General features: G+C 69.6%; 25 protein-coding genes. 15 read left to right on the top strand and 10 right to left on the bottom strand.

Going from position 1 to position 20,406, the window contains the following annotated elements; genetic code table 11:
• The first annotated feature begins 41 nt into the window (after positions 1–41).
• Positions 42–698 (top strand): response regulator transcription factor, encoded by a 657-nt coding sequence (locus tag ACWDMM_RS02765; RefSeq protein ID WP_357204870.1) that lies wholly within the window; start codon positions 42–44, stop codon positions 696–698.
• Positions 695–1,858 carry a sensor histidine kinase gene (locus ACWDMM_RS02760; RefSeq protein ID WP_449935673.1) on the top strand — a complete coding sequence of 388 codons (1,164 nt, stop codon included), beginning with the start codon at positions 695–697 and terminating at the stop codon, positions 1,856–1,858. Before ACWDMM_RS02765 ends, ACWDMM_RS02760 begins: the two co-directional genes overlap by 4 nt.
• Before the next feature lie 39 nt (positions 1,859–1,897).
• Here the strand turns inward: ACWDMM_RS02760 and ACWDMM_RS02755 are convergent, their stop codons facing one another.
• Positions 1,898–2,275, bottom strand: a complete 378-nt coding sequence (locus ACWDMM_RS02755) for a hemophore-related protein (RefSeq protein ID WP_449935671.1) — start codon at positions 2,273–2,275, stop codon at positions 1,898–1,900.
• A gap of 155 nt (positions 2,276–2,430) precedes the next feature.
• On the opposite strand from ACWDMM_RS02755, the gene ACWDMM_RS02750 reads away from it, so the two are divergent.
• The gene (locus ACWDMM_RS02750) at positions 2,431–3,243 is read left to right on the top strand and encodes a DUF1460 domain-containing protein (protein ID WP_449935669.1); all 813 of its coding nucleotides are present in this window, start codon (positions 2,431–2,433) and stop codon (positions 3,241–3,243) included.
• A 12-nt stretch (positions 3,244–3,255) separates the two neighbouring features.
• Here ACWDMM_RS02750 and ACWDMM_RS02745 read toward each other — a convergent pair whose 3' ends face one another.
• Positions 3,256–4,761 carry a flavin-containing monooxygenase gene (locus ACWDMM_RS02745; RefSeq protein WP_195077367.1) on the bottom strand — a complete coding sequence of 502 codons (1,506 nt, stop codon included), beginning with the start codon at positions 4,759–4,761 and terminating at the stop codon, positions 3,256–3,258.
• 34 nt (positions 4,762–4,795) lie between these two features.
• Between ACWDMM_RS02745 and ACWDMM_RS02740 the strand changes: the two genes are divergently transcribed.
• The 3 genes from ACWDMM_RS02740 (at position 4,796) to ACWDMM_RS02730 (ending at position 7,131) form a co-directional block, all read left to right on the top strand.
• A complete protein-coding gene (locus ACWDMM_RS02740; protein ID WP_323123947.1) occupies positions 4,796–5,869 on the top strand; it encodes an AraC family transcriptional regulator in 1,074 nt (357 codons plus the stop codon).
• A 117-nt stretch (positions 5,870–5,986) separates the two neighbouring features.
• Positions 5,987–6,361 carry a hypothetical protein gene (locus tag ACWDMM_RS02735; protein ID WP_357104204.1) on the top strand — a complete coding sequence of 125 codons (375 nt, stop codon included), beginning with the start codon at positions 5,987–5,989 and terminating at the stop codon, positions 6,359–6,361.
• A gap of 50 nt (positions 6,362–6,411) precedes the next feature.
• Positions 6,412–7,131 carry a VIT1/CCC1 transporter family protein gene (locus ACWDMM_RS02730; RefSeq protein ID WP_195077365.1) on the top strand — a complete coding sequence of 240 codons (720 nt, stop codon included), beginning with the start codon at positions 6,412–6,414 and terminating at the stop codon, positions 7,129–7,131.
• Between the two features lie 76 nt (positions 7,132–7,207).
• Here ACWDMM_RS02730 and ACWDMM_RS02725 read toward each other — a convergent pair whose 3' ends face one another.
• From ACWDMM_RS02725 to ACWDMM_RS02715, 3 genes are read right to left on the bottom strand one after another with little or no spacing between them, the layout of a single operon-like run.
• The gene (locus ACWDMM_RS02725; protein ID WP_195077364.1) at positions 7,208–7,381 is read right to left on the bottom strand and encodes a CsbD family protein; all 174 of its coding nucleotides are present in this window, start codon (positions 7,379–7,381) and stop codon (positions 7,208–7,210) included.
• Between the two features lie 9 nt (positions 7,382–7,390).
• The gene (locus ACWDMM_RS02720; protein ID WP_086006372.1) at positions 7,391–7,546 is read right to left on the bottom strand and encodes a DUF6131 family protein; all 156 of its coding nucleotides are present in this window, start codon (positions 7,544–7,546) and stop codon (positions 7,391–7,393) included.
• A gap of 23 nt (positions 7,547–7,569) precedes the next feature.
• Complete coding sequence (locus ACWDMM_RS02715; RefSeq protein ID WP_357104200.1) at positions 7,570–8,007, bottom strand: hypothetical protein; 438 nt, start codon at positions 8,005–8,007, stop codon at positions 7,570–7,572.
• Positions 8,008–8,120: 113 nt separating this feature from the next.
• Between ACWDMM_RS02715 and ACWDMM_RS02710 the strand changes: the two genes are divergently transcribed.
• The 5 genes from ACWDMM_RS02710 to ACWDMM_RS02690 all read left to right on the top strand — a co-directional run bounded on the left by ACWDMM_RS02710 (position 8,121) and on the right by ACWDMM_RS02690 (position 11,940).
• Entirely contained in the window at positions 8,121–8,315 is a 195-nt protein-coding gene (locus tag ACWDMM_RS02710) for a heavy-metal-associated domain-containing protein (RefSeq protein WP_067802986.1), read from the top strand.
• Positions 8,316–8,399: 84 nt separating this feature from the next.
• Positions 8,400–9,566 carry a cytochrome P450 gene (locus tag ACWDMM_RS02705; protein WP_449935666.1) on the top strand — a complete coding sequence of 389 codons (1,167 nt, stop codon included), beginning with the start codon at positions 8,400–8,402 and terminating at the stop codon, positions 9,564–9,566.
• A 218-nt stretch (positions 9,567–9,784) separates the two neighbouring features.
• Positions 9,785–10,174, top strand: a complete 390-nt coding sequence (locus ACWDMM_RS02700) for a hypothetical protein (RefSeq protein WP_195077361.1) — start codon at positions 9,785–9,787, stop codon at positions 10,172–10,174.
• Between the two features lie 3 nt (positions 10,175–10,177).
• On the top strand, positions 10,178–10,735 hold the full coding sequence (locus ACWDMM_RS02695) for an ImmA/IrrE family metallo-endopeptidase (protein WP_195077360.1): 558 nt from the start codon (positions 10,178–10,180) through the stop codon (positions 10,733–10,735).
• A gap of 2 nt (positions 10,736–10,737) precedes the next feature.
• Entirely contained in the window at positions 10,738–11,940 is a 1,203-nt protein-coding gene (locus ACWDMM_RS02690) for an MAB_1171c family putative transporter (RefSeq protein WP_449935663.1), read from the top strand.
• 1 nt (position 11,941) lies between these two features.
• Here the strand turns inward: ACWDMM_RS02690 and ACWDMM_RS02685 are convergent, their stop codons facing one another.
• Positions 11,942–12,943, bottom strand: a complete 1,002-nt coding sequence (locus ACWDMM_RS02685; protein WP_357104188.1) for a DUF418 domain-containing protein — start codon at positions 12,941–12,943, stop codon at positions 11,942–11,944.
• A gap of 118 nt (positions 12,944–13,061) precedes the next feature.
• Here ACWDMM_RS02685 and ACWDMM_RS02680 point away from each other — a divergent pair, with 118 nt between their 5' ends.
• Together ACWDMM_RS02680 and ACWDMM_RS02675 are read left to right on the top strand one after the other, a co-directional pair.
• Entirely contained in the window at positions 13,062–13,553 is a 492-nt protein-coding gene (locus ACWDMM_RS02680; RefSeq protein WP_195077357.1) for a MarR family winged helix-turn-helix transcriptional regulator, read from the top strand.
• A complete protein-coding gene (locus tag ACWDMM_RS02675; RefSeq protein WP_195077356.1) occupies positions 13,550–13,930 on the top strand; it encodes a DUF5313 family protein in 381 nt (126 codons plus the stop codon). Before ACWDMM_RS02680 ends, ACWDMM_RS02675 begins: the two co-directional genes overlap by 4 nt.
• A 42-nt stretch (positions 13,931–13,972) precedes the next feature.
• On the opposite strand, the gene ACWDMM_RS02670 is transcribed toward ACWDMM_RS02675, so the two are convergent.
• Together ACWDMM_RS02670 and ACWDMM_RS02665 are read right to left on the bottom strand one after the other, a co-directional pair.
• Positions 13,973–15,064: a calcium:proton antiporter gene (locus ACWDMM_RS02670; RefSeq protein WP_435406543.1), complete on the bottom strand. Its 1,092-nt coding sequence runs from the start codon at positions 15,062–15,064 to the stop codon at positions 13,973–13,975.
• Positions 15,065–15,443: 379 nt separating this feature from the next.
• Positions 15,444–15,839 (bottom strand): nitroreductase/quinone reductase family protein, encoded by a 396-nt coding sequence (locus ACWDMM_RS02665; RefSeq protein ID WP_449935661.1) that lies wholly within the window; start codon positions 15,837–15,839, stop codon positions 15,444–15,446.
• Positions 15,840–16,446: 607 nt separating this feature from the next.
• Here ACWDMM_RS02665 and ACWDMM_RS02660 point away from each other — a divergent pair.
• Positions 16,447–17,106 (top strand): phosphate signaling complex PhoU family protein, encoded by a 660-nt coding sequence (locus ACWDMM_RS02660; RefSeq protein WP_323123948.1) that lies wholly within the window; start codon positions 16,447–16,449, stop codon positions 17,104–17,106.
• A gap of 49 nt (positions 17,107–17,155) precedes the next feature.
• A complete protein-coding gene (mmuM, locus tag ACWDMM_RS02655; protein WP_195077889.1) occupies positions 17,156–18,043 on the top strand; it encodes a homocysteine S-methyltransferase in 888 nt (295 codons plus the stop codon).
• A 5-nt stretch (positions 18,044–18,048) separates the two neighbouring features.
• On the opposite strand, the gene ACWDMM_RS02650 is transcribed toward mmuM, so the two are convergent.
• Both ACWDMM_RS02650 and ACWDMM_RS02645 read right to left on the bottom strand, forming a co-directional pair.
• The gene (locus ACWDMM_RS02650) at positions 18,049–18,909 is read right to left on the bottom strand and encodes an RNA polymerase sigma factor (RefSeq protein ID WP_195077353.1); all 861 of its coding nucleotides are present in this window, start codon (positions 18,907–18,909) and stop codon (positions 18,049–18,051) included.
• Positions 18,910–18,974: 65 nt separating this feature from the next.
• Complete coding sequence (locus tag ACWDMM_RS02645) at positions 18,975–19,934, bottom strand: haloalkane dehalogenase (RefSeq protein ID WP_449935659.1); 960 nt, start codon at positions 19,932–19,934, stop codon at positions 18,975–18,977.
• Between the last annotated feature and the right edge of the window lie 472 nt (positions 19,935–20,406).

Raw genomic sequence — 20,406 nt, 5'->3', positions numbered from 1 at the left:
AACCAACGCCCGCCCAACAGCGGAAGGGGCACGATGGCGGGGTGCGGGTGCTTGTTGTCGAGGACGAGAAATTGCTGGCCGACGCGATCGCCGACGGCCTGCGCAGGCATGCCATGGCGGTCGACGTGGTGTACGACGGCGCCGCGGCGCTGGAGCGTACCGGCGTGCACGACTACGACGTGGTGGTACTCGACCGCGATCTGCCCGGCGTCTCCGGTGACGCGGTGTGCGGCACGCTCGTGGCGTCCGGCGGCGCGGCGCGCATCCTGATGCTGACGGCGGCGAGCGCCGTGGCGGAGCGGGTGGCCGGTCTGGGGCTCGGCGCGGACGACTATCTGACCAAGCCGTTCGCCTTCGCCGAGCTGGTCGCCCGAATCCAGGCGCTCGGGCGGCGGGCGCGCAGCGCCGCTCCCCCGGTGCTGGAGCGCTCCGGCATCCGGCTCGACCAGCACCGGTTCGCCGTCACCAGGAACGGCGAGCCGGTCACCCTGTCACGCAAGGAGTTCGCGGTGCTGGCCGAACTGCTGCGCGCGGACGGCGGCGTAGTCTCGGCCGAGCAACTGCTGGAGAAGGCGTGGGACGAGCACATCGACCCGTTCACCGGCGTGGTGCGGTACACGATCATGAACGTACGGCGCAAACTGGGCGACCCGCGGCTGATCGAGACCGAGCCCGGCGTGGGCTACCGGATCCGATGAGCGGGCGCACGATCCGGCTGCGGCTGACGCTGCTGTACGCGACGGCGTTCTTCCTGGCGGGCGCGGTGCTGATCGCGTTGACGTACTTCTACCTCAACCAGTCGCTGGAGCGGCGGCCCGGCGGCGGTGCGCAGCAAGTGGTGCGCGAATATCTCATCGAGCGGGCGGAGCGGAACCGGGCCCCGATCTCCACGGAACTCTTCAAGGCGCTCAGCGAGCAGGCCCAACGCAATCGGCGCGACACCCTGCGCGCCATGCTGATGTGGTCGCTGGTATCCCTGGGCGCGGTGGGCATCGCCGCGGGTGGCTTCGGCTGGTTGCTGGCCGGACGCGCCCTGCATCCGTTGCAGCGGATCACCGCGACCGCGCGGCGCGTTGCCGACACCAGCCTGCACGAGCGCATCGCCCTCGACGGTCCGCAGGACGAGATCAAGGACCTGGCCGACACCTTCGACGCGATGCTGGAACGGCTGGACCGCGCCTTCGACGGACAGCGCCGATTCGTGGCGAACGCCTCCCACGAGTTGCGCACACCGCTGACCATCAACCGGACGCTGATCGAGGTGGCGTTGGAAGACCCCGAGGCGCCCGAGTCCACCCGCAGGCTCGGCGCCACGCTCCTCGAGGTCAACCGCAGGCACGAACGACTCATCGACGGCCTCTTGGTACTGGCCACCAGCGAACAGCGGCTGACCGAACACCGCCGCGCCGACCTCGCCGACATCGCCGCCGACGCGGTGGGGACCTGGGCCGAGCGGCCAGGGGCCGAGATCACCGCCGATCTCGAACCGGCTCCCGTGCAGGGAGATCCGCTGTTGCTGGAACGCCTCGTGCACAATCTGCTCGACAACGCCGTGCGCTACAACCTGCCCGAGAACGGCTGGGTGACCATCCGGTCGACGACGAGTGGCGACCGCGCCGTGCTCACCGTGGCCAACAGCGGCCCCCGGGTGCCCGCGTTCGAGGTCGCCAGTCTCTTCGAGCCGTTCCGCAGACTGTCCACCGCCGAGCGCTTGGCCGCTTCCGAGGCCCGCGGCGCCGGGCTCGGCTTGTCGATCGTGCGCTCGGTGGCCCACGCCCACGGAGGCACCGTCCACGCGACGGCCCGGCCGGAGGGCGGTCTGGCCGTCACCGTCGACCTCCCTCGCGCGCGGGAGTAGCGCAGGACGGGCGAGTCCGACACCTCGCCCGTACCGTGCTCAGTAGTTGTGGCAGGTGTCGGCGATGACGCGGAACTTCTCGCGGTGCTGCTGCGCCTCCGGCGAGTTCCTGCGCTCCTCGAACCTGCTCTTGGCCTGCGGGTGCTGGTCCAGGAACTCCTTGGCGCGCTGCTTGCGCTGCTCGACCGGGAGGCTCAGGAATTCCTGGAGTTTCGCCTTCCGGTCCGGGTGGGCGTCGAGCCGGGCGGCGGCGTCGGGGAATCGGGCGTGCACGGCGGCGTCGATCTGCGCGAAGCTGCACGTCGTCTCGAGCAGTCCGCCCGGCTGCGGCTGCGCGGAAGCGGTCGCCGGAACCAGCAGCGCACCCGCGGCGAGCAGACCGCCCAGGGCGAGGGTGGCTCGAACGATTCTCGTCATGTCGGATAACCCTTTCGGTGGGGACGTGGGGCCACCTCGTGACCCGGCGTCAGTCCACCAGAAAGGCTGTTTGGACGGCGCTAGGTCGTGCCGCCGAACTACCGTTGGGGTCGCTGTCGTGTACGGATCTACCGATTCCCGCTGCTGGAGGCGTCTTGCGCACCATCGCTCGTGTACTGCTCGCCCTCGTGGCCTTCGCCTGCGCTGCGGTCTGCGCCCCGGCCGTGGCGCTCGGCACGCCGCAGGCCGTGCACCTCGACGACGTGACCGCGAAGAAGCTCGACGAATTGCTGTCGCTGCGCGCTCAGGCGCCCGCCTCGGCGAGCAAGGCGGAGCTGATCGAACTGCTGTCGCGCCGCTTCCTCGGCACGCCTTACGGCGCGAACATGCTCGTCGGATCGGCCACCCGGCCCGAACAACTGGTCGTCGACCTGCGCCGGGTGGACTGCTTCACCTTCCTGGACTACGTCCAAGCGCTCACCGCGGCCACCGACCGCGACCAGTTCACCACGAACCTGATCCGCACCCGCTACGCCGGTGGCCGCGTGGATTTCCAGCAGCGCAAACACTTCTTCACCGACTGGGCGCACGTTCCCGAGATCGCGGCCACCGACATCACGGCGACGTTGAGCACCGCCGCGGTGACCGTCACCCGGCACCTGAACGCGAAAGCCGACGGCGGCACGTATCTGCCGGGGCTGCCCGTGGTCGATCGCGCGATCACCTACATTCCCAGCGCCGCCGTCGGCCAGGACGTCGTCAGCGGGCTGCGCACCGGCGACTACATCGGCGCCTACGCCGACCAACCGGGACTGGACGTCACCCACGTCGGCATCTTCGTCATGACCGACGCGGGCCCGGTCTTCCGCAACGCGTCCTCGCTCGCCGGCAACGACAAGGTGGTGGATTCATCCTTCGCCGAGTACGTCCGGTCGACCCCTGGCATCGTCGTCCTGCGGGCGCGCTGACCGCGCCGCGGGTCAGGCGACGGGCGCCGGCCGCCGGACGGCCGATTTCGGCGTCCCGGTGAGCGTCTTGCCCAGGTCGGTGCGCAGCGTGGTGGCCGAGTCGAGCAAGTAGTTCTGCCGCACCTTCCACGGATGACGGCCGCCCTGACGGGGGAAGTCGCCGATGGAGCGCTGGATGTAACCGGAGGCCAGATCCAGCAGCGGGTGCTCCTCGAGCGTGCCACGCGGCTCGGGCACCACAGCGGCGTAGCCCTTGCGATCCATGTGGTTGAGCACCTTGCAGACCAACCGGGAGGTGAGGTCGGCGCGCAACGTCCACGACGCGTTGGTGTAGCCGATGCACACGGCGAAGTTCGGGACGCCGGTGAGCATGGCCCCTTGCCAGACGAATTGCTCGGACAAGTCGACCCGCACACCGTCGACGCTGGGCACGATGCCGCCGAAGGCCAGCAGTTGCAGCCCGGTCGCGGTGATCACGATGTCCGCTTCCAGCACCCGGCCGGACTTCAGCCGGATGCCCTCCGGGACGAAGGTGTCGATGTGATCGGTGACGACCTCGGCCTTGCCCTTCTTCATGGCCTTGAAGAAGTCCGCGTCCGGGACCGCGCACAGACGCTGGTCCCAGGGGTTGTAGCTGGGCGTGAAGTGCTCCGCGACGGCCTTTTCGTCCTTCAGGATGCGGGTGGTGAGGCCGGTGAGCAGCTTGCGCGCCGCTTCCGGACGGCGACGGCAGTACTGGTAGAAGCCGATGCCGAACAGGATGTTCTTGGTGCGGATCAGGCGATGCGCCAGACGCGGCGGCAGCAGTTCGCGGATCCGGTCGGCCACCTTGTCCCGCCCCGGGACAGCGCTGATCCAGGTCGGCGACCGTTGCAGCATGGTCACCAGCTGCGCCTGCTCCGCCATCGCGGGGACCAGGGTGACCGCGGTCGCGCCACTGCCGATCACGACGACCCGCTTGCCGCGATAGTCGAAGTCCTCGGGCCAGAACTGCGGGTGCACCACCTGGCCGGTGAACGACGCGATGCCCGGGAATTCCGGCGCGTACGGCTGGTCGTAGTCGTAGTACCCGGCGCAGGCGTAGAGGAAGCCGCAGGTCAGCGTGTGCGTTTCGGGCGAGCCGGACGCGTCGCGCCGCTCGAGGGTCAAAGTCCAGCGCGCGGCGGCGCTGTCCCAATCGGCCGCGAGCACCTTGGTGCGGAAACGGATGTGCCGGTCGATGCCGTTCTCGGTCGCGGTCTCGGTGATGTAGCGCAGGATCGAGGGACCGTCCGCGATCGACTTGGCGTCCCGCCAGGGCTTGAACGGGTAGCCGAGGGTGAACATGTCGGAGTCCGAGCGGATGCCGGGGTAGCGGAACAGATCCCAGGTGCCGCCCAGCGAGTCGCGGGCTTCCAGGACGGCGTAGGTCTTGCCCCCGCACTCGGTCTGCAACCGGTAGGCAGCGCCGATACCGGATAGTCCCGCGCCGACGATCACGACATCGAGGTGTTCCGGTGCTGCATCGGTCTGCGTCATGTCTCCAGTGTGCGAGCCCGATGGGGTCGCTTTCTTGACTTTGCGCGACAACTATTTGATCCTCGACGACATGTCGGTGATTCGCTCCGCGGGGTTGCGCGGCTTTCGCGCGACCGTGGCCGAACTGGGCGGCGACGCGGAGGCGCTGGCCTCGGCATGCGGCCTGCCGGTGGCCGCCCTGGACGCCGACGACCTGCTGGTACCCGACGAGCGGGTCGCGGCCGTGCTGGAACTGGCCGCGCACCAGCTGCGCTGCCCCGACCTGGGCCTGCGGATCTCCCAGCGGCAGGATCTGGACATGCTCGGCCCGCTGGCGCTGGCCATCCGGAATTCGCCGTCGCTGGCGGATGTGCTGGAGTGCTCGGCGCGCTATCTGTTCCTGCACGCGCGGTCGCTGAGCCTGACGCTGGAACCGGACCCGTACGGGGACCGCGGCGTGATCGCGCTGCGCTACGGCGTGCGCCCGGGACTTCCCACACCCGTCCAGGGCACCGACCTGGGCCTGGCCTTCGTGCATCGCACCATCCAGCGCTTGGTGGACGACAGGTACGGGTTGCGCTCGGTCGAGCTGCCCTATCGCCCCGAGGCGGCGCTCGCCCGGTACGAGGAATTCTTCGGCGCCCCGGTGCGCGCCGGGCGGCCGTTCCCGGCGCTGCGGGTGCCGAGCAGCCTGGCGAGCAGGCCGCTCACCGGCGGTGACGAGAACCTGCACCGGCTGGCGATGGCCTTTCTCGCCGAGCAGTCCGGTGACGCGGCGGCGGCGCTCGCCCCGCAGGTGCGCGCCGCCGTGCAGCAGTTGCTCGGCACGTCCGCGCCCGAGATCGGCGCGGTGGCACGGCTGCTGACGGTGCATCCGCGCACCTTGCAGCGCCGTCTCGCCGCCGAGCACACCTCGTTCGCCGAGATCCTGGACGAGGTGCGGCGGGACGCGGCGCGGCGGTATCTCGCCACGACGGACATGCCGATGAGTCAGGTCGCCTCGCTGATCGGGCTCTCCGAACAGGCGACCTTCACCCGCTGCGCCCGAAGGTGGTGGGGCACAACGCCTACCGCCCTGCGCCGCGCGGAGGCGCACGGAAGCGGCCAGCCGCACGACACTTTCGGGTGACAGAACGGCATCCGGGACGATTTCGCGGCGATCCGGCGCGGCCGGCGGCGTTCGAATCGTCGCTGGGAAGCCGCGATTCGGTCGCTAGAATCTCCGATCGACTGGGAAGGGGGCCGCATGGACGCGGTTATCAAGGAGGTCGCCGAGGAGGGCAAGCGGCTGATCGACCGGGCCTGGCTCGGCGAACTCAGCCGCGACCAGGCGGTGCACATGTTCGTCCAGGTCGGCGACGGCATGGTGCGCTACGAGACGGCGCTGACCATCATCGACGACGGTGTGCAGCGGCTGTCCGCCAACGCCAGACGGCTGCGCATCCTGCGCTGGTGCGCGGTGCTGGAATTTCCCGTGTTCGGCGCGTTCGCCGTACTGGCGGTGCTGGTAGGGGATCTCGTCACCGCCGCGCTGGCGATGCTGTTCCTGCTGATCCTGCAGATCATCCACCGCACGATGGTGCCGCATCCCATGGCGGTCCCCCGCCACCCCCGCGGCTAGCCCGTCGCGGTCGGCACTCGCGCGGCGCGGCGGTGATTAGTGTGCTTCTCATGGCTCACACGACCGACGCACATCCGCACGAACCGCACGGCGACGGCTTCGCGTCCAGGCTCAACTGGCTGCGCGCGGGTGTGCTCGGCGCGAACGACGGCATCGTGTCCACCGCGGGTCTGGTCGTCGGCGTCGCGGCGGCGACGACCGACACACCGGCCTTGTTCACCGCCGGCATCGCGGGTCTGTCGGCAGGAGCGATTTCCATGGCGGTGGGCGAATACGTCTCGGTGAGCACGCAGCGCGATTCCGAGCGGGCCCTGCTGGCCAAAGAGCGCAGGGAGTTGCGCGACGAGCCGGATTACGAGCTGATCGAGCTCACGGGGATCTACCAGGCCAAGGGACTGACGCCGGAAACGGCGCGCAAGGTCGCCGAAGAACTCACCGCGCACGACGCGTTCACCGCGCACGCGGAGGCGGAATTGGGCCTCGATCCCACCGAGTTGACCAACCCATGGCAAGCGGCGTTGTCCTCGGCGGTGGCCTTCACACTCGGCGCCATGCTGCCGTTGCTCGCCATCCTGCTGCCGCCGGTCACCGCGCGCATCCCGGTGACGTTCGCCGCCGTGCTGGCCGCGCTGGCGCTCACCGGGTCGGTCAGCGCCGGGCTCGGCGGGAGTTCCCGTGGCCGGGCGGTGGTGCGGGTGGTGCTGGGCGGCGCGCTGGCGATGGGCGTCACCTACGGCATCGGGCAGCTCGCCGGCGTCGCCGGAATCTGACCGAGGCCGAACGCGAACACGCCGGTGCCGGGGGAAGGCCATCGTCCTTCCCCCGGCACCGGCGTGCGGTGTGCGGTCAGTGCTTGAAAGCGTCCCGCAGTTTGTCGGCGGCGCGTTTCAGATTGCCGCGGGCCTGCTCCCGCCGCCCCTCGGCCTCCAGCCGGGAGTTACCGGTCGCTCGGCCGAGGAATTTCTTCACGCTGCCCCTGCTCGCTTGCACTCGGTGCGCGAGGCGATCGTCGAACTTCATGAGGAATTCCTAGTAATACCAGCGGCGGCCACCCACCGGACGGCCCACCGAACCGGCCACGAGCAGCACTAGCCCGATGATCAGCACGATGATGCCCGCGGTGGTGAGCAGCCCGATACCGAGCAGCCAGCCCAGGACCAAGAGGATGAGGCCGAGAATGATCATTGTCGTATTCCTTTTCTTCTCAATTATTTCGCGGTCACGGGTTTCGAGGTCGATACCGTGGCGCCGCGATCGGTGCGAGCAGTACCCGAACCGCGTGTGCCCAACCACCGCCGCCAAGCCGGCTCCTGCGGAACCCGCTCCACCGGTGCGGCGGTGCCTGCCTTCAGATCACGCCGCACCGCCGCCATCTCGCGGCGGGACTGTGCGAGTTCACGACGCGCCACCACGCCGCGACGGGTGACCCGCCAGGCGCCGGACAGGACTAGGGCCAGTCCGAGCATCCCGATCGCACCGAGCGTGACGCCGTAGCCGAACAGCGCTCCGGTGGAACCGTGGAAGTGGTAGTCGAATACCGCGAAATCGCTCGTCAGTTGCTGAGCGGAGCCGGTGTTACCGACGACCGCGGCAACTCCGATGATCACGGCCGCGATCAAGGCGATGAGCCCGATGATGATGATCATGGCAATCCCTGTTGCGTCGAGTCGTTTGACAACTCCGCAATTCCCGGGGTCCCAGCGATCAAACGGGACAAAAAGGAAAGTTTGAGCGAGGGAAATCCGTCTATGCGATTCCCATGACGTACACGGTTACTTTGCACAACGTCACCCGCGAGTCCGCGTCCGCGATCGAATCGTCGCTGCGTGGCGTCAACGGTATCGATTCGGTCGACATCGACGTGGCCTCGGAGCGCGCGCTCGTGAACTCGACCACGCTCACCTACGGGGAGGTCCTCGACGCGATCCGGCAGACCGGAGCCGCCGCCTCCTGATCGGGCCGGCAGGGCCGGAGGACCAACACCGGCCCGCCTCGGCGGGCGCGGGCTCCCTTCGATCCGGTGCGGGATGATGGCCGGGTGAGGGATGTGTTCGACTCCGACTTCGCCCGCAACCCGTGGCCCACGCTCGAGCGGCTGCGTGTCGAAGACGGCGTGCACCGCGTTCGCACGCCCGACGGACCACCGGCCTGGCTGGTGACCCGCTACCGCGACGTGCGGGCGGGTCTGCTGGACGAGCGGCTGTCCACCCGAGACCGGTATGCGAAGGGGGACGACTACCGCGGTTTCCCGGTGCCGCCGCCCCTGGACCTGATGCTCAGCGCCGCCCCGGGCGACCACGCACGGCTGCGCAGCCTGATCACCGCCGAGCTGTCGCCACGCCGACTGGCCGAGTGGACCGACCGCGCTCCCCGGCTGGTGAATTCCCTACTGCGGGACGGTATTCAGGGCGAGACCGTCGATATGGTCGAACGACTCGCGGTGCCGCTTCCCGCAGCCGTACTCGCGGAACTGCTCGGCCTCGACGGCCCTACCGCCGAACGCCTGCGCGGCTGGGCGAATTCGACCTTGCTGCCCTCGGCATCGCCACCGCGCGCCCGCGACACGCTCGCCGCCATGCTCGCGATCATGGCGGAGGCCACCGCGCAGGCGCAGCGCGCCGACACGGTGCTCGGCCGCTGGGTGGCCGCGCACCTTTCCGCCGGGTCTCCGACCGGCGCCGAGCTGACCGGACTGCTGTTCTACCTGCTGTTCGTCTGGTACGAAGTGCTCGCCGACCTGATCGCCGGTTCTGTGCTCACCTTGCTCGGCCGTCCGGATCAGCGGCAGGCGTGGCAGGCCATGGGCGACAAGCGATCCGCCGTGGACGAGATGCTGCGTTACCTTTCCCCGCAGGTGCTGGCCGGACCGCGTTTCGCGACCACCGACCTGGTCGTGGGCGCGACGACGATCCCCGCCGGGCAGACGGTGCTGCTGTGCCTGGCCTCGGCCAACCATGATCCCGAAATCTTCCACCGCCCCGCCGAAGTGGACCTCGCCAGGGAGCGTGGCGACCAGCTCGCCCTCGGGTACGGCATGCACGCCTGCTTGGGCAATGCGCTGGTGCACACCGTCACCGCGGCCGCTCTCGATCACGTGCTCACCCGGTGGCCGGACGCGGCGCTCGCGGTGGACGAACGAGAGATCGTCTGGCGCTCCGGTTTCCGCCATCGTGGACCGGTGACGCTGCCGGTGAGACTCCGATGAGATGGGGCGAGCGACGATGATCGCCCCACCTGCTACCGCTCTCGAATACCGGGCCTCTCGTGATCGCGACCCCGTCCGGGGCGATCACACCGGCATGCGCCGACGGAGCAGGGACGAGTATGATCTACGCCACACACCCTGTCAACCACAGGAGACACGCTGACATGGGGGAGGACTTACACCCGTTCACACGGGCTCTCAACACGCTCATCAACGGAATGCACCCGCCCACAGGCAAAGACGGGCGACCCCAGGAGATCACCCACCGGGCGCTCGCCGAGGACATCCACCGCACCACCGGGGCGCGCCTGTCCGCCAACTACCTCTGGAAGCTGCGCACCGGGCAGGCGGTGAACCCGTCCTACGAGACGCTGGAGGTGTTCCGCGGTTACTTCGGTCTCGACAGCCTGGACCCGTTCACCGACCCGCGGCTGGCGGCGGCGCGCGGCAGCGAATTGGCGTTGATCAACGCGCTCAAGGGAAATGCCGAACACGAGGTGCTCGAGCTGGTGCTGCGCGACGGGCTGCGGCAGGGTACGGTGCGCGCTGAATCGGTGCTGGCGATGCTGGAAGTCCTGCGGCGCATCGAGAACGAGCACAACGAGTGAGCGATGCGGATCGCGGCTTGGAGCAAGGACGGAGGTGACCAGCCGGTGCTGGATCGTCGCTGGCTGCGCCGGGAGCTGCGCGCCTTGGGGCTGCCCGGCCGGTTCACCGTCGGCGAGCTGGCCGAGGCGGTCGCCGGGCGTCGTGCGCGGCCGCTGCGGCTTCGCCCGGAGAACTTCCCGGTCACCGGGCTCACCGGCGGCCTGCTGGTCACCGACGCGATCGATTTCATCGCCTACCAGCGCAACACCTCGAAGGTGCATCAGGACCACATCGTCTGTCACGAGCTCGGCCACCTGCTCGCCGGGCACCGCACCGTCGACGTCCGCGGCGTGGAAGCGGTGCGGCTGCTCGCGCCGAACATCGATCCCGCGGTCGTGCGGCGCATGCTGGGGCGCACCAGCTACGCGCAGCCACAGGAGCGCGAAGCCGAGCACATCGCGAACATGCTGATGACCCACCACATCACGCAGTGGACGGCGCGGGAGGAGTGGGTGCTGCCCGATTCCGCGCCGGTCACCGCACGCAGGCTGCTGGACGCGCTGGGGCCGGGCCGGGACTGAGCATGTGGTTCGCGCTGGTGTACGGCGGCGTCGGCGTCCTCGCCTTCGCGGCGTTCCTGTGGCGAACCGGTCTGGCCCTGCGTAACCCGGGTAGTCCGGCTCGCTGGGCGGTCGCGTTCGCCGTCCTGGCGGCGGGCATCGGGTTCGAAGCGGCCGTGCCGCGGATCTACACCTGGATCGATGACGTCTCCGGCGTGCCCAATCTGGCGTCGCTGGTGGTGTACGGGGCCATCGCGAGCGCGGTGCTCGCCCAGGTGGTCTGGACCGGCTTCATGGTGGCCGACCGGGAACCGGACGCCCGCGCGGCGCGGCGCGTGCTGGTCCTGCCGGTGCTCGTGCCCCTGGTGCTCGCGGCACTGTTCGCGGCGGCGCCGGCGCACGACGAGAGTCATCCCACCGACTTCGACCACCATTACGCGAAAGTGCCGCTGGCAGTGGCCTTTCTCGGCGTCTACCTCGCGGTCTATTCGGCGGCGCTGGTCCGCATCATCGTGCTGTGCCGCCGCTGGATGGGCGAGGTCGACCGGATCTGGTTGCGCCGCGGCCTACGGTTGCTCGCGCTCGGCAGCACCGTCGCGCTGGGCTACAGCGCGGGCAAGGTAATCGCGATCGCCGCGGCCTGGGCCGGGATCGATCTGCGCCGCCTCAACACCGACATCGCGCCCGCGTTCGCCAGCCTGGGCGCCGCCGTCATGCTGCTCGGCTACCTGTGCCCCTCGCTGGCGCCATGGCTGCTGGACGCCACCGCTGGGCTGCGCGCGCTGCCGCGGCTGCGCCCGTTGTGGCTGGCCCTGCGCGAAGTGGACCCGGAACTGGCGCATCCGCCGGATCGGCACGGCGCGGCGGCACGAGACCGCCTGTACCGCCGGGTGATCGAGATCCGGGACTGGCTGTTGCGGTTGCAGCCGCACCTGTCCGCCGAGGCCGAAGCGATCGCCGAACGACTGGCCGGCGAACTGGCGATCCCGGCGCGCGACAGGGCCGCCGCGATCGAGGCCGCTCGCATCGCCGCGGCGCTGCGAGCGCACCGGCTCGGTCTGCCGCCCACCGGCGAGGATCAGTCGTTCCGCGAACCGAGCCGACCCACGCTGGCCGCCGAGCTGGCATGGCTGGTCGCGGTCGCCGCCCACTTCGACCGGGGGCCATTGGTTTCCGCGACATTGGCCGAGCTGCAGAACACCGGCGATCCGACCGCCCCGCGCTGAGTCAGTACGGGCGGCTGGGCACGCGCGTGCGCCGGATGGGCACCACCGTCCACCAGGTGACGCAGCGCCACACCCATTCCAGCGGTCCGTATTCGAACAACCGCAGCCATACCGCGCTGCACACCGCCTGCATCGCGATGATTCCGACCGCCAACCCGAGAACCGCCGCGTAGCTGCCGGAGCCGGACAGGCCGAGACGCGGCGCGGCGAGCAGGATCGCGGCGGTGGCGCCGACGTAGTTGGTCAAAGCCAGACGGCCCAGCGGCCGCAACACCTCCGCCAGCACCTCGCCCGGCTCGATGCGCAGCAACAGCAGCAGCCCGGTGACATAGGCCAGCGCACCCAGCAGACCCGCGACGGCGAGAGACGGGATGGACCACTGTTCCAGATACGGAGTGCGGTATTCCCACCTGCCCGCCACTATCGCGGCGGGCAGGGCGAGGGCGAAGACCGCGGCGATCTGCCAGCCCCGCTCGTCGAGGGTGTCGACGATCCCGGCACGGGCGGTGGCCAGTCCGAGCAGGAACAACCCCGGGGTGAGGGCCAGCCCGCCGCCGAGAGCGAGCGCGACGCCGAAGGTCCCTGCCAAGCCCGCCAGCAGCACCGCCCAGTTCGGCAGCGCCGAGGCGGGCAGCAGAATCGCCAACCCGGCCAGCGCGTACGGCAGCAGGGCCTCGCCCGGCTGGAACTGCTGATGCACCAGGCCGATCACTCCGAGCGCGAGCAAGCGGCGGATCAGCACCAACCGTGGCCGCTCGCCGCGCTGCGCCGCGCTGTCGAGCAGCAAGGCGAAGCCGATCCCGAACAGGAACGCGAAGATCGGGAGGAACCGCCCCTCGAACACCACCGACAGCACGTGCCGGACCGGCAGCACCACGCCCGATTCGTCGGTCGCCGGGATGCCGGTGATCCGCCAGATGTTCACCACCAGCATGCCGCACAGCGCGAACCCACGAACCGCGTCGAGTTCGGGGATGCGTAGCGGACCCGCGTCGTGGTGCATGGATCTCACGGTAACCAGCGTCGGCGCGGGAGCCGGGATCTCCGCCGAGATGTCGCCCACATTGATTAACGCACTAACTATTCATGCGCTAATTTGGAGTCCGGACAAGGAGGTGCCGATGGAGACCGAGATCGAGGACCCGCTGCGCTTGGACCGGCAGGTGTGCTTCGCGCTGGCCGTGGCCAATCGTGCGGTGCTGGCCGTCTACCGTCCGCTGCTCGAGCCGCTCGGGCTCACCCACCCGCAGTATCTGGTGATGCTCGCGCTGTGGGGCGAGGCGCCGATGTCGGTGAAAGCGATCGCCGAGGCCATCCAGCTGGACTCTCCCACGTTGTCCCCGCTGCTCAAGCGCCTCGAAGCCGCCGGGCTGATCAGCCGCGAACGCGACAGCCGGGACGAACGCAACCTGGTGGTGAACCTGACCCCGGCCGGAGCCGAACTGCGCGCGAAGGCCGAGCGGATACCGCCCGCCGTCGTGCAACGCCTCGGCGTGACCCTGGAAGACCTCGAGCAGTTGCGCGAAGTACTCACCCGGGTGAACGAGGCGGCCCGCCGGTCGGTGCTCGCCGAGCCCGATCCCCCGTCCCCCCACCGAGGAGCCCGGTCATGACCCGAGAGCGACGACGGCCCGGACCGATCCAGTGGATCGGCTACGCCTTCGGCCGCCGCCTGCCCGATTCGATGCGCGAGTGGGTGCGCGACGACCTCACCGGCAGGTTCGCCGCCACCCGGCACGTGCTGCGCGGCATGGTGCCGTTCACACCGCTGTTCGCGGCGTTCCTGCTGTTCCCCGGCGAATTATGGCTGCGCGGCGCGATGGTCCTGCTCGCGTTGCTGCTGGCCCTGTTCTACACCGTCGCCTTCATGCCGATGAACCGCGCGCACCGGCTGGCGAAGCACGGCCTGCCCGCCGATCTGGAGAACTCGCGGCGTGCCCAGCGCCGGGCCGTGGAACGAGCCAGGTACGCGGCTCAGCACCCGCACTGAGCGGCACGTCCACGGAACCCGCCGCTACGACCACCTGGGCGCCTAGGGGCTGGCGGCGAGGCCGACGAAGGCCGCGAAGACGGCCAGATGGACGCCGCCTTGCAGCAGCGTCGCCCGTCCCGGAACAATCGTCAGGCCGCCCACCACGACGGTCAGGGCCAACAGCACCATCTGGGTCGCGCCCAGGCCGAGCACCAGCGGGCCGTCCAGCCAGATGCTGGCCACGGCGATCGCCGGAATGGTGAGGCCGATGCTCGCCATGGCCGAACCCAGCGCCAGATTGAGACCGATCTGCACTTGGTCGCGGCGCGCGGCCCGCACCGCGGCGATCGTCTCGGGCAGCAGCACCAGCAGCGCGATCACCACGCCCACCGCCGATTGCGGCAGACCCGCGGACTGGACCGCCGATTCGACGGCGGGCGAGACCACCTTCGCCAGCCCCACCACACAGACCAGGGCGACCAGCAGCAGGCCGAGGCTGGTGACGGCGTCGCGCACCGTCGGCGGCTCGACGCCCTCGTCGTCCTCCGCGACGACCCCGTCCGCTTCGACCGGCAGGAAGTCGTCCGGATGACGCACGGTCTGCACCATCACGAACAAGACGTACAACGCGAGCGAGGCCACCGCCGCGAAGGCCAGCTGCGCGGGCGAGAACTCCGGACCGGGCTTGCTCGTGGTGAAGGTCGGCAGCACGAGGCTGAGCGTCGCCAGCGTCGCGACGGTGGCCAGCGCCGCGCCGGTGCCTTCGGCGTTGAACACCGCCACGCGCCTGCGCAGGGCCCCCACCAGAAGGCAGAGACCGAAGATGCCGTTGCAGGTGATCATCGCCGCGGCGAACACCGTGTCGCGCGCCAGGGTCGCGGTCTTGTCGCCGCCCTGGGTCATCAAGGTGAGGATGAGCGCGACCTCGATAACGGTCACCGCGACGGCCAGCACCAGCGAGCCGAACGGTTCACCGACGCGGCGCGCCACCACTTCCGCGTGGTGCACCGCCGAGAGCACCGCCCCGATCAGCGCCACCGCCACGATCGTCACCGCGACCCCGGGCAGACTCCGGCCCCAAGTAGCCACGAGAGCGACGACGGCGAGCAACGGTACGAGCACGGTCCAGCGAGCGATCAACACACGGATCATGCCCCCCATGATCCCAGCAAATTATCCGCATCCCGGTCAGGTGACCAACAGCCCCGCCTCCGACTCGCTTATCCAGGCACGATGTGCGAAAGCGGGCCACCAGCCCCCAGCGACGAAATCCACTGATGTCTGTTCGATCAGCCCGACGAACCCTGTAGCGCGGTTCGGCCACGACACGCGCACGGTGATCCCGAACACACGAATCCAACGGCGGCCGTTGGACTATCACTCACGTCCTACTCCGCGTGATCGCTCCGCCCCTACCCATGGCCGCGCTCTCCACCCCGAGCGGATCCCGCGAGTGGCACATGGCTGTGTCGAATCGCGAGAGGGCCGCACAGTGGTGCGCCACTCGCGGAGCGGGATGCGTGACCGCCGCTCAGTCGTCGAGATCGATGCGTAGCGTGAGTAGGTCGGTGCCGACCAACCGGACGGCCGCGCTGTTGCCGCGCGGCAAGGAGGCCAGCCGGGCGCGCGGGTCGTCGTCGGGCAGCAGGTGCGCGGCACCGGTGTGCCAGTGTCCGTGCAGGCGCAGCCGGACCCGGTTGTTCGCCTTGATGTTCCGCACGTACTGCGAACGCTCGCCGAACTCGGAGACGAGCCAGAATTCCCGCCCGACCTTTCGCCCACCGATCGGCGTGATCCGTGGCTGCCCGCTGACCCGGCCGGTGGTCTCCAGGAGAGTCTGGCCGGGCAGCGTCCTGAGGATCGGATTGCCCAGTCGGCGCTGGAACGTCGTCACCACCCGATGCTGGATATCGCGCAAGTTCGGCATGCGGCGACCGTAACACCGGGCGCACCCGTCGGCAGGTTGCGCGACACGCGCGATTCGGGCGTTGACCAGCGCACGAATCCGGATGCGACCGGCCGAGGCGCCGATAGGAACCGGAACGCAAACACTCCCCCATCGCGTCGCGCAGTATCGACCCTCCGCCGCATCGGTTCGGGCCGGGCAGGGCACGCGGTGAGCAACCGGACGAGTAGCCGTATGCGGCAACGCCACAATGTGACGCGCGACACGATCGCCCATTCCGGCAATATATCTCGGCACTCTCGACCGTAAGCACGCGCAGCGCTCACTCCCTATGCAGCGGAACCACGCGAGAGCGGCCGCTGCCCGGTCAGGCACATGTTCGCGACGATCGCCCAGTGTTGCGGAAACTATTGCAGCGCAACGTGGTCCGCCCGATAATATCGGGCTGACCCACCGTCATGGGAGAGCTCCAGCGGCCGAAAACCGAAGTTGGGTCGCGAGACAACCCGCGATTCCCGCTGGCCGCCCGGTTGCGCGATCGCGCGCGGGCGAGCCGAGGCGATGTCGTTACCGAAGAACATCCGGCAAGGAATCGACCCCGCGCCGGTCGATAGGTGAGAATTTGGCGGTGCGCACCCAGTTCACTGCCGAGCTCATCGCGTTGACCAACGACCTGACGCAGATGTGCACGCTGGCCCACGACGCCGTCGAGCGCGTCACCGACGCGCTCGTCGACGCCGACCTCACCGCGACCTACGAGGTCTTCGCTCTCGACGAGCAGCTGCAGAAGAGTTACGGCGCGTGCGAGGCGCGCACGGTGGTGCTGCTGGCATTACAAGCGCCGGTGGCCCGCGACCTGCGCCACGTGGTGACCGCGATCCAGATCGCCGGTGAGCTGTCGCGCATCGGATGGCTCGCCAGCCGGGTCGCCGACAAGGTGTATCAGAGTCACCCGGGGCACGTTGCCGAGCAACCCATCCTGGACATCCTGGCCGCGATGGGCAAGCTCGCGGCCGAGCGCACGGCCCTGGCCGGGCGCGCCGTCGCCGGCCAGCACCCGCTGCCGGAGCAGGAGACGCAGGCGGATTCGATGGACACGCTGCACCAGCAGTTGCATGCCGCGCTGCGCGACCCGTCCGCCCAACCGGCCACCGAGGTCGCGATCGATATCGCGCTGCTCGGACACCACCTGGAACGCTGCGCCGATCACACCGCGCGCATCGAGCGGCTCATTCGTTTCCTCGACACCGGGGTGCCCCCGACCGCCCAGCCCGCCGACGACGAGTGAGTCCGCGTTCTACAGTGGAGTCGTGCTGTTCGGCCCGGCGGCGGGGGCTTTGATCTCGGACGGTGGGTTGGCCTCCGAGCTGGAAGCACGCGGCCACGACCTGTCCGGCGCGCTGTGGTCGGCCCGCCTGCTCGTGGACGATCCGGCCGCGATCCGGGCCGTGCACGAAGCCTATTTCCTGGCGGGCGCCGACATCGCGACCACCGCGACCTACCAGGCCTCTTTCGACGGTTTCGCCGCGCGCGGGCTGGCCAGGACGCAGACGGTGCGGCTGTGGCGGCGTGGCGTGGCGCTGGCCTGCGCGGCCCGCGACGCCTGCGCCGGCGATCGGCGCCGATGGGTCGCCGCCTCGATCGGTCCCTACGGCGCCGCGCTGGCGGACGGATCGGAATACCGTGGCCGCTACGGACGCACCGTGGCCGAACTGCGCGCCTGGCATCGGCCGCGCATGGAGGTGCTCGCAGAGGCGGGCGCGGATCTACTGGCCTTGGAGACGATCCCCGACATCGACGAAGCCGAAGCGCTGGTCGACGTGGTGAACGATCTCGGCGTGCCCGCATGGCTGAGCTACACCATCGACGGTACGCGCACCCGGGCCGGGCAACCGCTCACCGACGCCTTCGCGGTGGCCGCGGCCTCGGACTCGATCGTCGCGATCGGGGTGAACTGCTGCGCCCCCGCCGATGTCGCCGCCGCGGTGGAACTCGCCGCGGGCACAGGCAAACCCGTGGTCGCCTACCCGAACAGTGGTGAGGACTGGGACGCGGTGCGCCACCGCTGGAGCGGACCCGCACGGTTCACAACGGGACAAGCCAGCGACTGGTTCGCCCGAGGCGCCCGGATCATCGGCGGATGCTGCCGCGTCGGTCCCGACCGGATCGCCCGCCTGGCAAGGGAACTGAGGGGCAACCCGCCTGAGGCCGAAGCACGGGGCTGATCGCTTCACTTCTCCTCGAGCATGGGGAAACGACCCGAGCCGAGCAGTGCGGCGATCGCGTCCATCTTCGCTTGCGGGGCGGCGTAGTCGGGATGCGCGCGCAGCACCGACGCCGCGTCGTGCAGCCGGATCATCTGCCGTTCGGCCTCGGCCGCGGTGCGTCCGCCCGGGCTGACCGGATGGCGTGTGTACACCGGACGGCTCCCATCGATCCGTCCCAGCGCGAGCGCTTTGTCCACCCGGCGCGAGCAGCGGCAGAACGCCGCCGGATCGACCAGGCCGCAGGTCGCGTTCAGGAAGTTCCCGAGTCGTTTCTTGGCGCGCTCCAACCGCTTCCGGTATGCGGCGGGAGTGATGTCGAGGATCCAGGCGGCCTCGGTGGAGTTCAGCTCGAACACGTCGCCGAGCACGAAGGCGATCCGTTCGTCCCTGGCCAGGCATTGCAGCATGCCCTGACTACAGGTCAGCCGCACCTCGGCGGTCAGCAGCACCGCTTCCGGTCCGCGATAGTCCGCTTCCGACAGTCCGTCGGCCAGCCCGTCCCGGTAGGCGTCCAAACTCAGTTCCGCGGCCTCCTGCGGAGTCTGCCGCCGCAGATTCAGCAGGTGGTTGACGCCGATGCGGTAGGCCCAGGTGAGCAGCTTCGCCTCGGCTCGCCAGGTGTGCAGATGATCGAGGACGCGCACCATGATCTCCTGGGTCGCGTCCTCGGCCTCCGCGGGCCGCCAGACCATGCGCAGCGCCAGCCGGTACAGCGGATCCTGCAACAGGCGCACCACCTGCGCGACGGCGTCCCGGTCGCCCGCGACCGCGCGGGCGACCATGGCCTTCTCCCGCGCCGCGGCCTGCTGCTGTTCGGTGCTCATCCGGCCATCTTTCGGCCCGCGCCGCGGTCGGCGCAAGCACCGCCGGAATCACATCGCGGCCGCTGTCACGCGCGAGCGGCGGCCCCGGCCAGGGCGTGCCGGTCGAGCCACTGCGCGACCGCCCGGCCGATCTCGTCCGGTCGGTCCTCCGGCGCGTGGTGGCCCGCCGGGCCGATCGGCGCGACCTCCGCGCTCGCGAAGGTGCTCGCCGCCCAGTCGATCACCTCCGCCGACCCCAGCCCCACACCGTCCTCCAGCGCCATCAGCAACTTGGGTACCTCTGGCGTCGCGGCCGCCCAAGCGCCGTAGTCCCGGACCAGGGCCACGACGTCGGCGGGCTCGCCGTCCAGCGGGAACTCTCGCGGCCACACCAGCAGCGGCTTGCGCGAGGACGGCGTCGGATACGGCGCCCGGTACACGTCGTGATCCTCCGGCGACAGGTCCGCGACGCCCTTCGGCAGGTTGAACTCGATGAACATGTTCTCCTCCAGAATCATCCGCTCCCCTTCCGCGGAGCGGAACTTCCGGAACAACTCGGCGCCGAGCGGAGGCAACTCGTCGAAGCGCATCGGCCGCAGGAACGTCTCGATCAGCGCGATGCCGCGCACGCGACCTGGATGCCGAGCGGCCCAGTCCATGCCGAGCGCGCCGCCCCAGTCGTGCCCCACCAGCACCACCCGGTCCAGTCCGAGCGCATCGAACCAGGCATCGAGGTAGGCGGCGTGATCGGTGAAACGGTAGGCGCTGTCGGGCTTCCCCGACTCCCCCATGCCGATCAGGTCCGGCGCCAGCACCCGGGTCCGGTCGGCGACGTGCGGAATCACGTTGCGCCACAGATGCGAGGAGGTCGGATTGCCGTGCAGGAACACGACCGGGATCTCGCCCGCACCGCTGTCGCGGTAGTGGATGAACGAATCGATGACGTCGACGGTAGGCATGATGTGGTCCTTTCGGGTCCGGCTTTTCGCCTGCACCCGTTTGGACACACGAAAACCGCCGCCTGTGACCGGGGACGAAGTGAGCATCGTCACAGGCCCTGAAACCGATCGGCGCGGGACCGGCGAACCTGGGGCACATCCGTACTCATGCAGTAGTTGCATGGCCGAAACTGAAGATCGGCTGAGAAATTTTCCGGACCGTCCGAACGAACTTGCCAACTCGCGAGGCGGCTATCTACTGTCTTGGTACGTAGAATCAAGCGGGATCGAGACGGAGCGGATGCGTGCTGGAACCGGAGGACGGCTTCCCTGGTCACCGGCGCCCGCCGGACATCGATCACCCCTGATCATCACGAGCGTGCCCGGAGCAGGCGCGGCTCGACACCTCGGGACCTCCCCCTCATCAGCCCCGTGGTGTCGTCCCAGTGCGGCCTTCGGAGTGGACAACCATCCGCACAACCGCGCGGCTCCACCGGCCTGCTCGTGATAAACCGCCCCCGAATCGGCGCCGGCACGGCGATTCGGGGGCGGCCCCGTTCTCGGGCCTCGCCGCCGTGCT

This window comes from Nocardia sp. NPDC003726 (assembly GCF_053586955.1).
Note: the sequence above shows the minus strand (reverse complement) of the source record. Positions and strands in the feature narration are given on the sequence as shown.

Excerpts from the sequence above, each read along its gene's own strand:
- ACWDMM_RS02760 (WP_449935673.1), top strand. The coding sequence starts at position 695 with ATGAGCGGGCGCACGATCCGGCTGCGGCTGACGCTGCTGTACGCGACG.
- ACWDMM_RS02725 (WP_195077364.1), bottom strand. The coding sequence starts at position 7,381 with ATGAAGTTCGACGATCGCCTCGCGCACCGAGTGCAAGCGAGCAGGGGC.
- ACWDMM_RS02710 (WP_067802986.1), top strand. The coding sequence starts at position 8,121 with ATGACGTACACGGTTACTTTGCACAACGTCACCCGCGAGTCCGCGTCC.
- ACWDMM_RS02670 (WP_435406543.1), bottom strand. The coding sequence starts at position 15,064 with ATGATCCGTGTGTTGATCGCTCGCTGGACCGTGCTCGTACCGTTGCTC.
- ACWDMM_RS02690 (WP_449935663.1), top strand. The coding sequence starts at position 10,738 with ATGTGGTTCGCGCTGGTGTACGGCGGCGTCGGCGTCCTCGCCTTCGCG.
- ACWDMM_RS02695 (WP_195077360.1), top strand. The coding sequence starts at position 10,178 with ATGCGGATCGCGGCTTGGAGCAAGGACGGAGGTGACCAGCCGGTGCTG.
- ACWDMM_RS02680 (WP_195077357.1), top strand. The coding sequence starts at position 13,062 with ATGGAGACCGAGATCGAGGACCCGCTGCGCTTGGACCGGCAGGTGTGC.
- ACWDMM_RS02755 (WP_449935671.1), bottom strand. The coding sequence starts at position 2,275 with ATGACGAGAATCGTTCGAGCCACCCTCGCCCTGGGCGGTCTGCTCGCC.
- ACWDMM_RS02720 (WP_086006372.1), bottom strand. The coding sequence starts at position 7,546 with ATGATCATTCTCGGCCTCATCCTCTTGGTCCTGGGCTGGCTGCTCGGT.
- ACWDMM_RS02735 (WP_357104204.1), top strand. The coding sequence starts at position 5,987 with ATGGACGCGGTTATCAAGGAGGTCGCCGAGGAGGGCAAGCGGCTGATC.
- ACWDMM_RS02645 (WP_449935659.1), bottom strand. The coding sequence starts at position 19,934 with ATGCTCACTTCGTCCCCGGTCACAGGCGGCGGTTTTCGTGTGTCCAAA.
- ACWDMM_RS02715 (WP_357104200.1), bottom strand. The coding sequence starts at position 8,007 with ATGATCATCATCATCGGGCTCATCGCCTTGATCGCGGCCGTGATCATC.
- ACWDMM_RS02745 (WP_195077367.1), bottom strand. The coding sequence starts at position 4,761 with ATGACGCAGACCGATGCAGCACCGGAACACCTCGATGTCGTGATCGTC.
- ACWDMM_RS02730 (WP_195077365.1), top strand. The coding sequence starts at position 6,412 with ATGGCTCACACGACCGACGCACATCCGCACGAACCGCACGGCGACGGC.
- ACWDMM_RS02650 (WP_195077353.1), bottom strand. The coding sequence starts at position 18,909 with ATGAGCACCGAACAGCAGCAGGCCGCGGCGCGGGAGAAGGCCATGGTC.
- ACWDMM_RS02665 (WP_449935661.1), bottom strand. The coding sequence starts at position 15,839 with ATGCCGAACTTGCGCGATATCCAGCATCGGGTGGTGACGACGTTCCAG.
- ACWDMM_RS02675 (WP_195077356.1), top strand. The coding sequence starts at position 13,550 with ATGACCCGAGAGCGACGACGGCCCGGACCGATCCAGTGGATCGGCTAC.
- ACWDMM_RS02700 (WP_195077361.1), top strand. The coding sequence starts at position 9,785 with ATGCACCCGCCCACAGGCAAAGACGGGCGACCCCAGGAGATCACCCAC.
- ACWDMM_RS02685 (WP_357104188.1), bottom strand. The coding sequence starts at position 12,943 with ATGCACCACGACGCGGGTCCGCTACGCATCCCCGAACTCGACGCGGTT.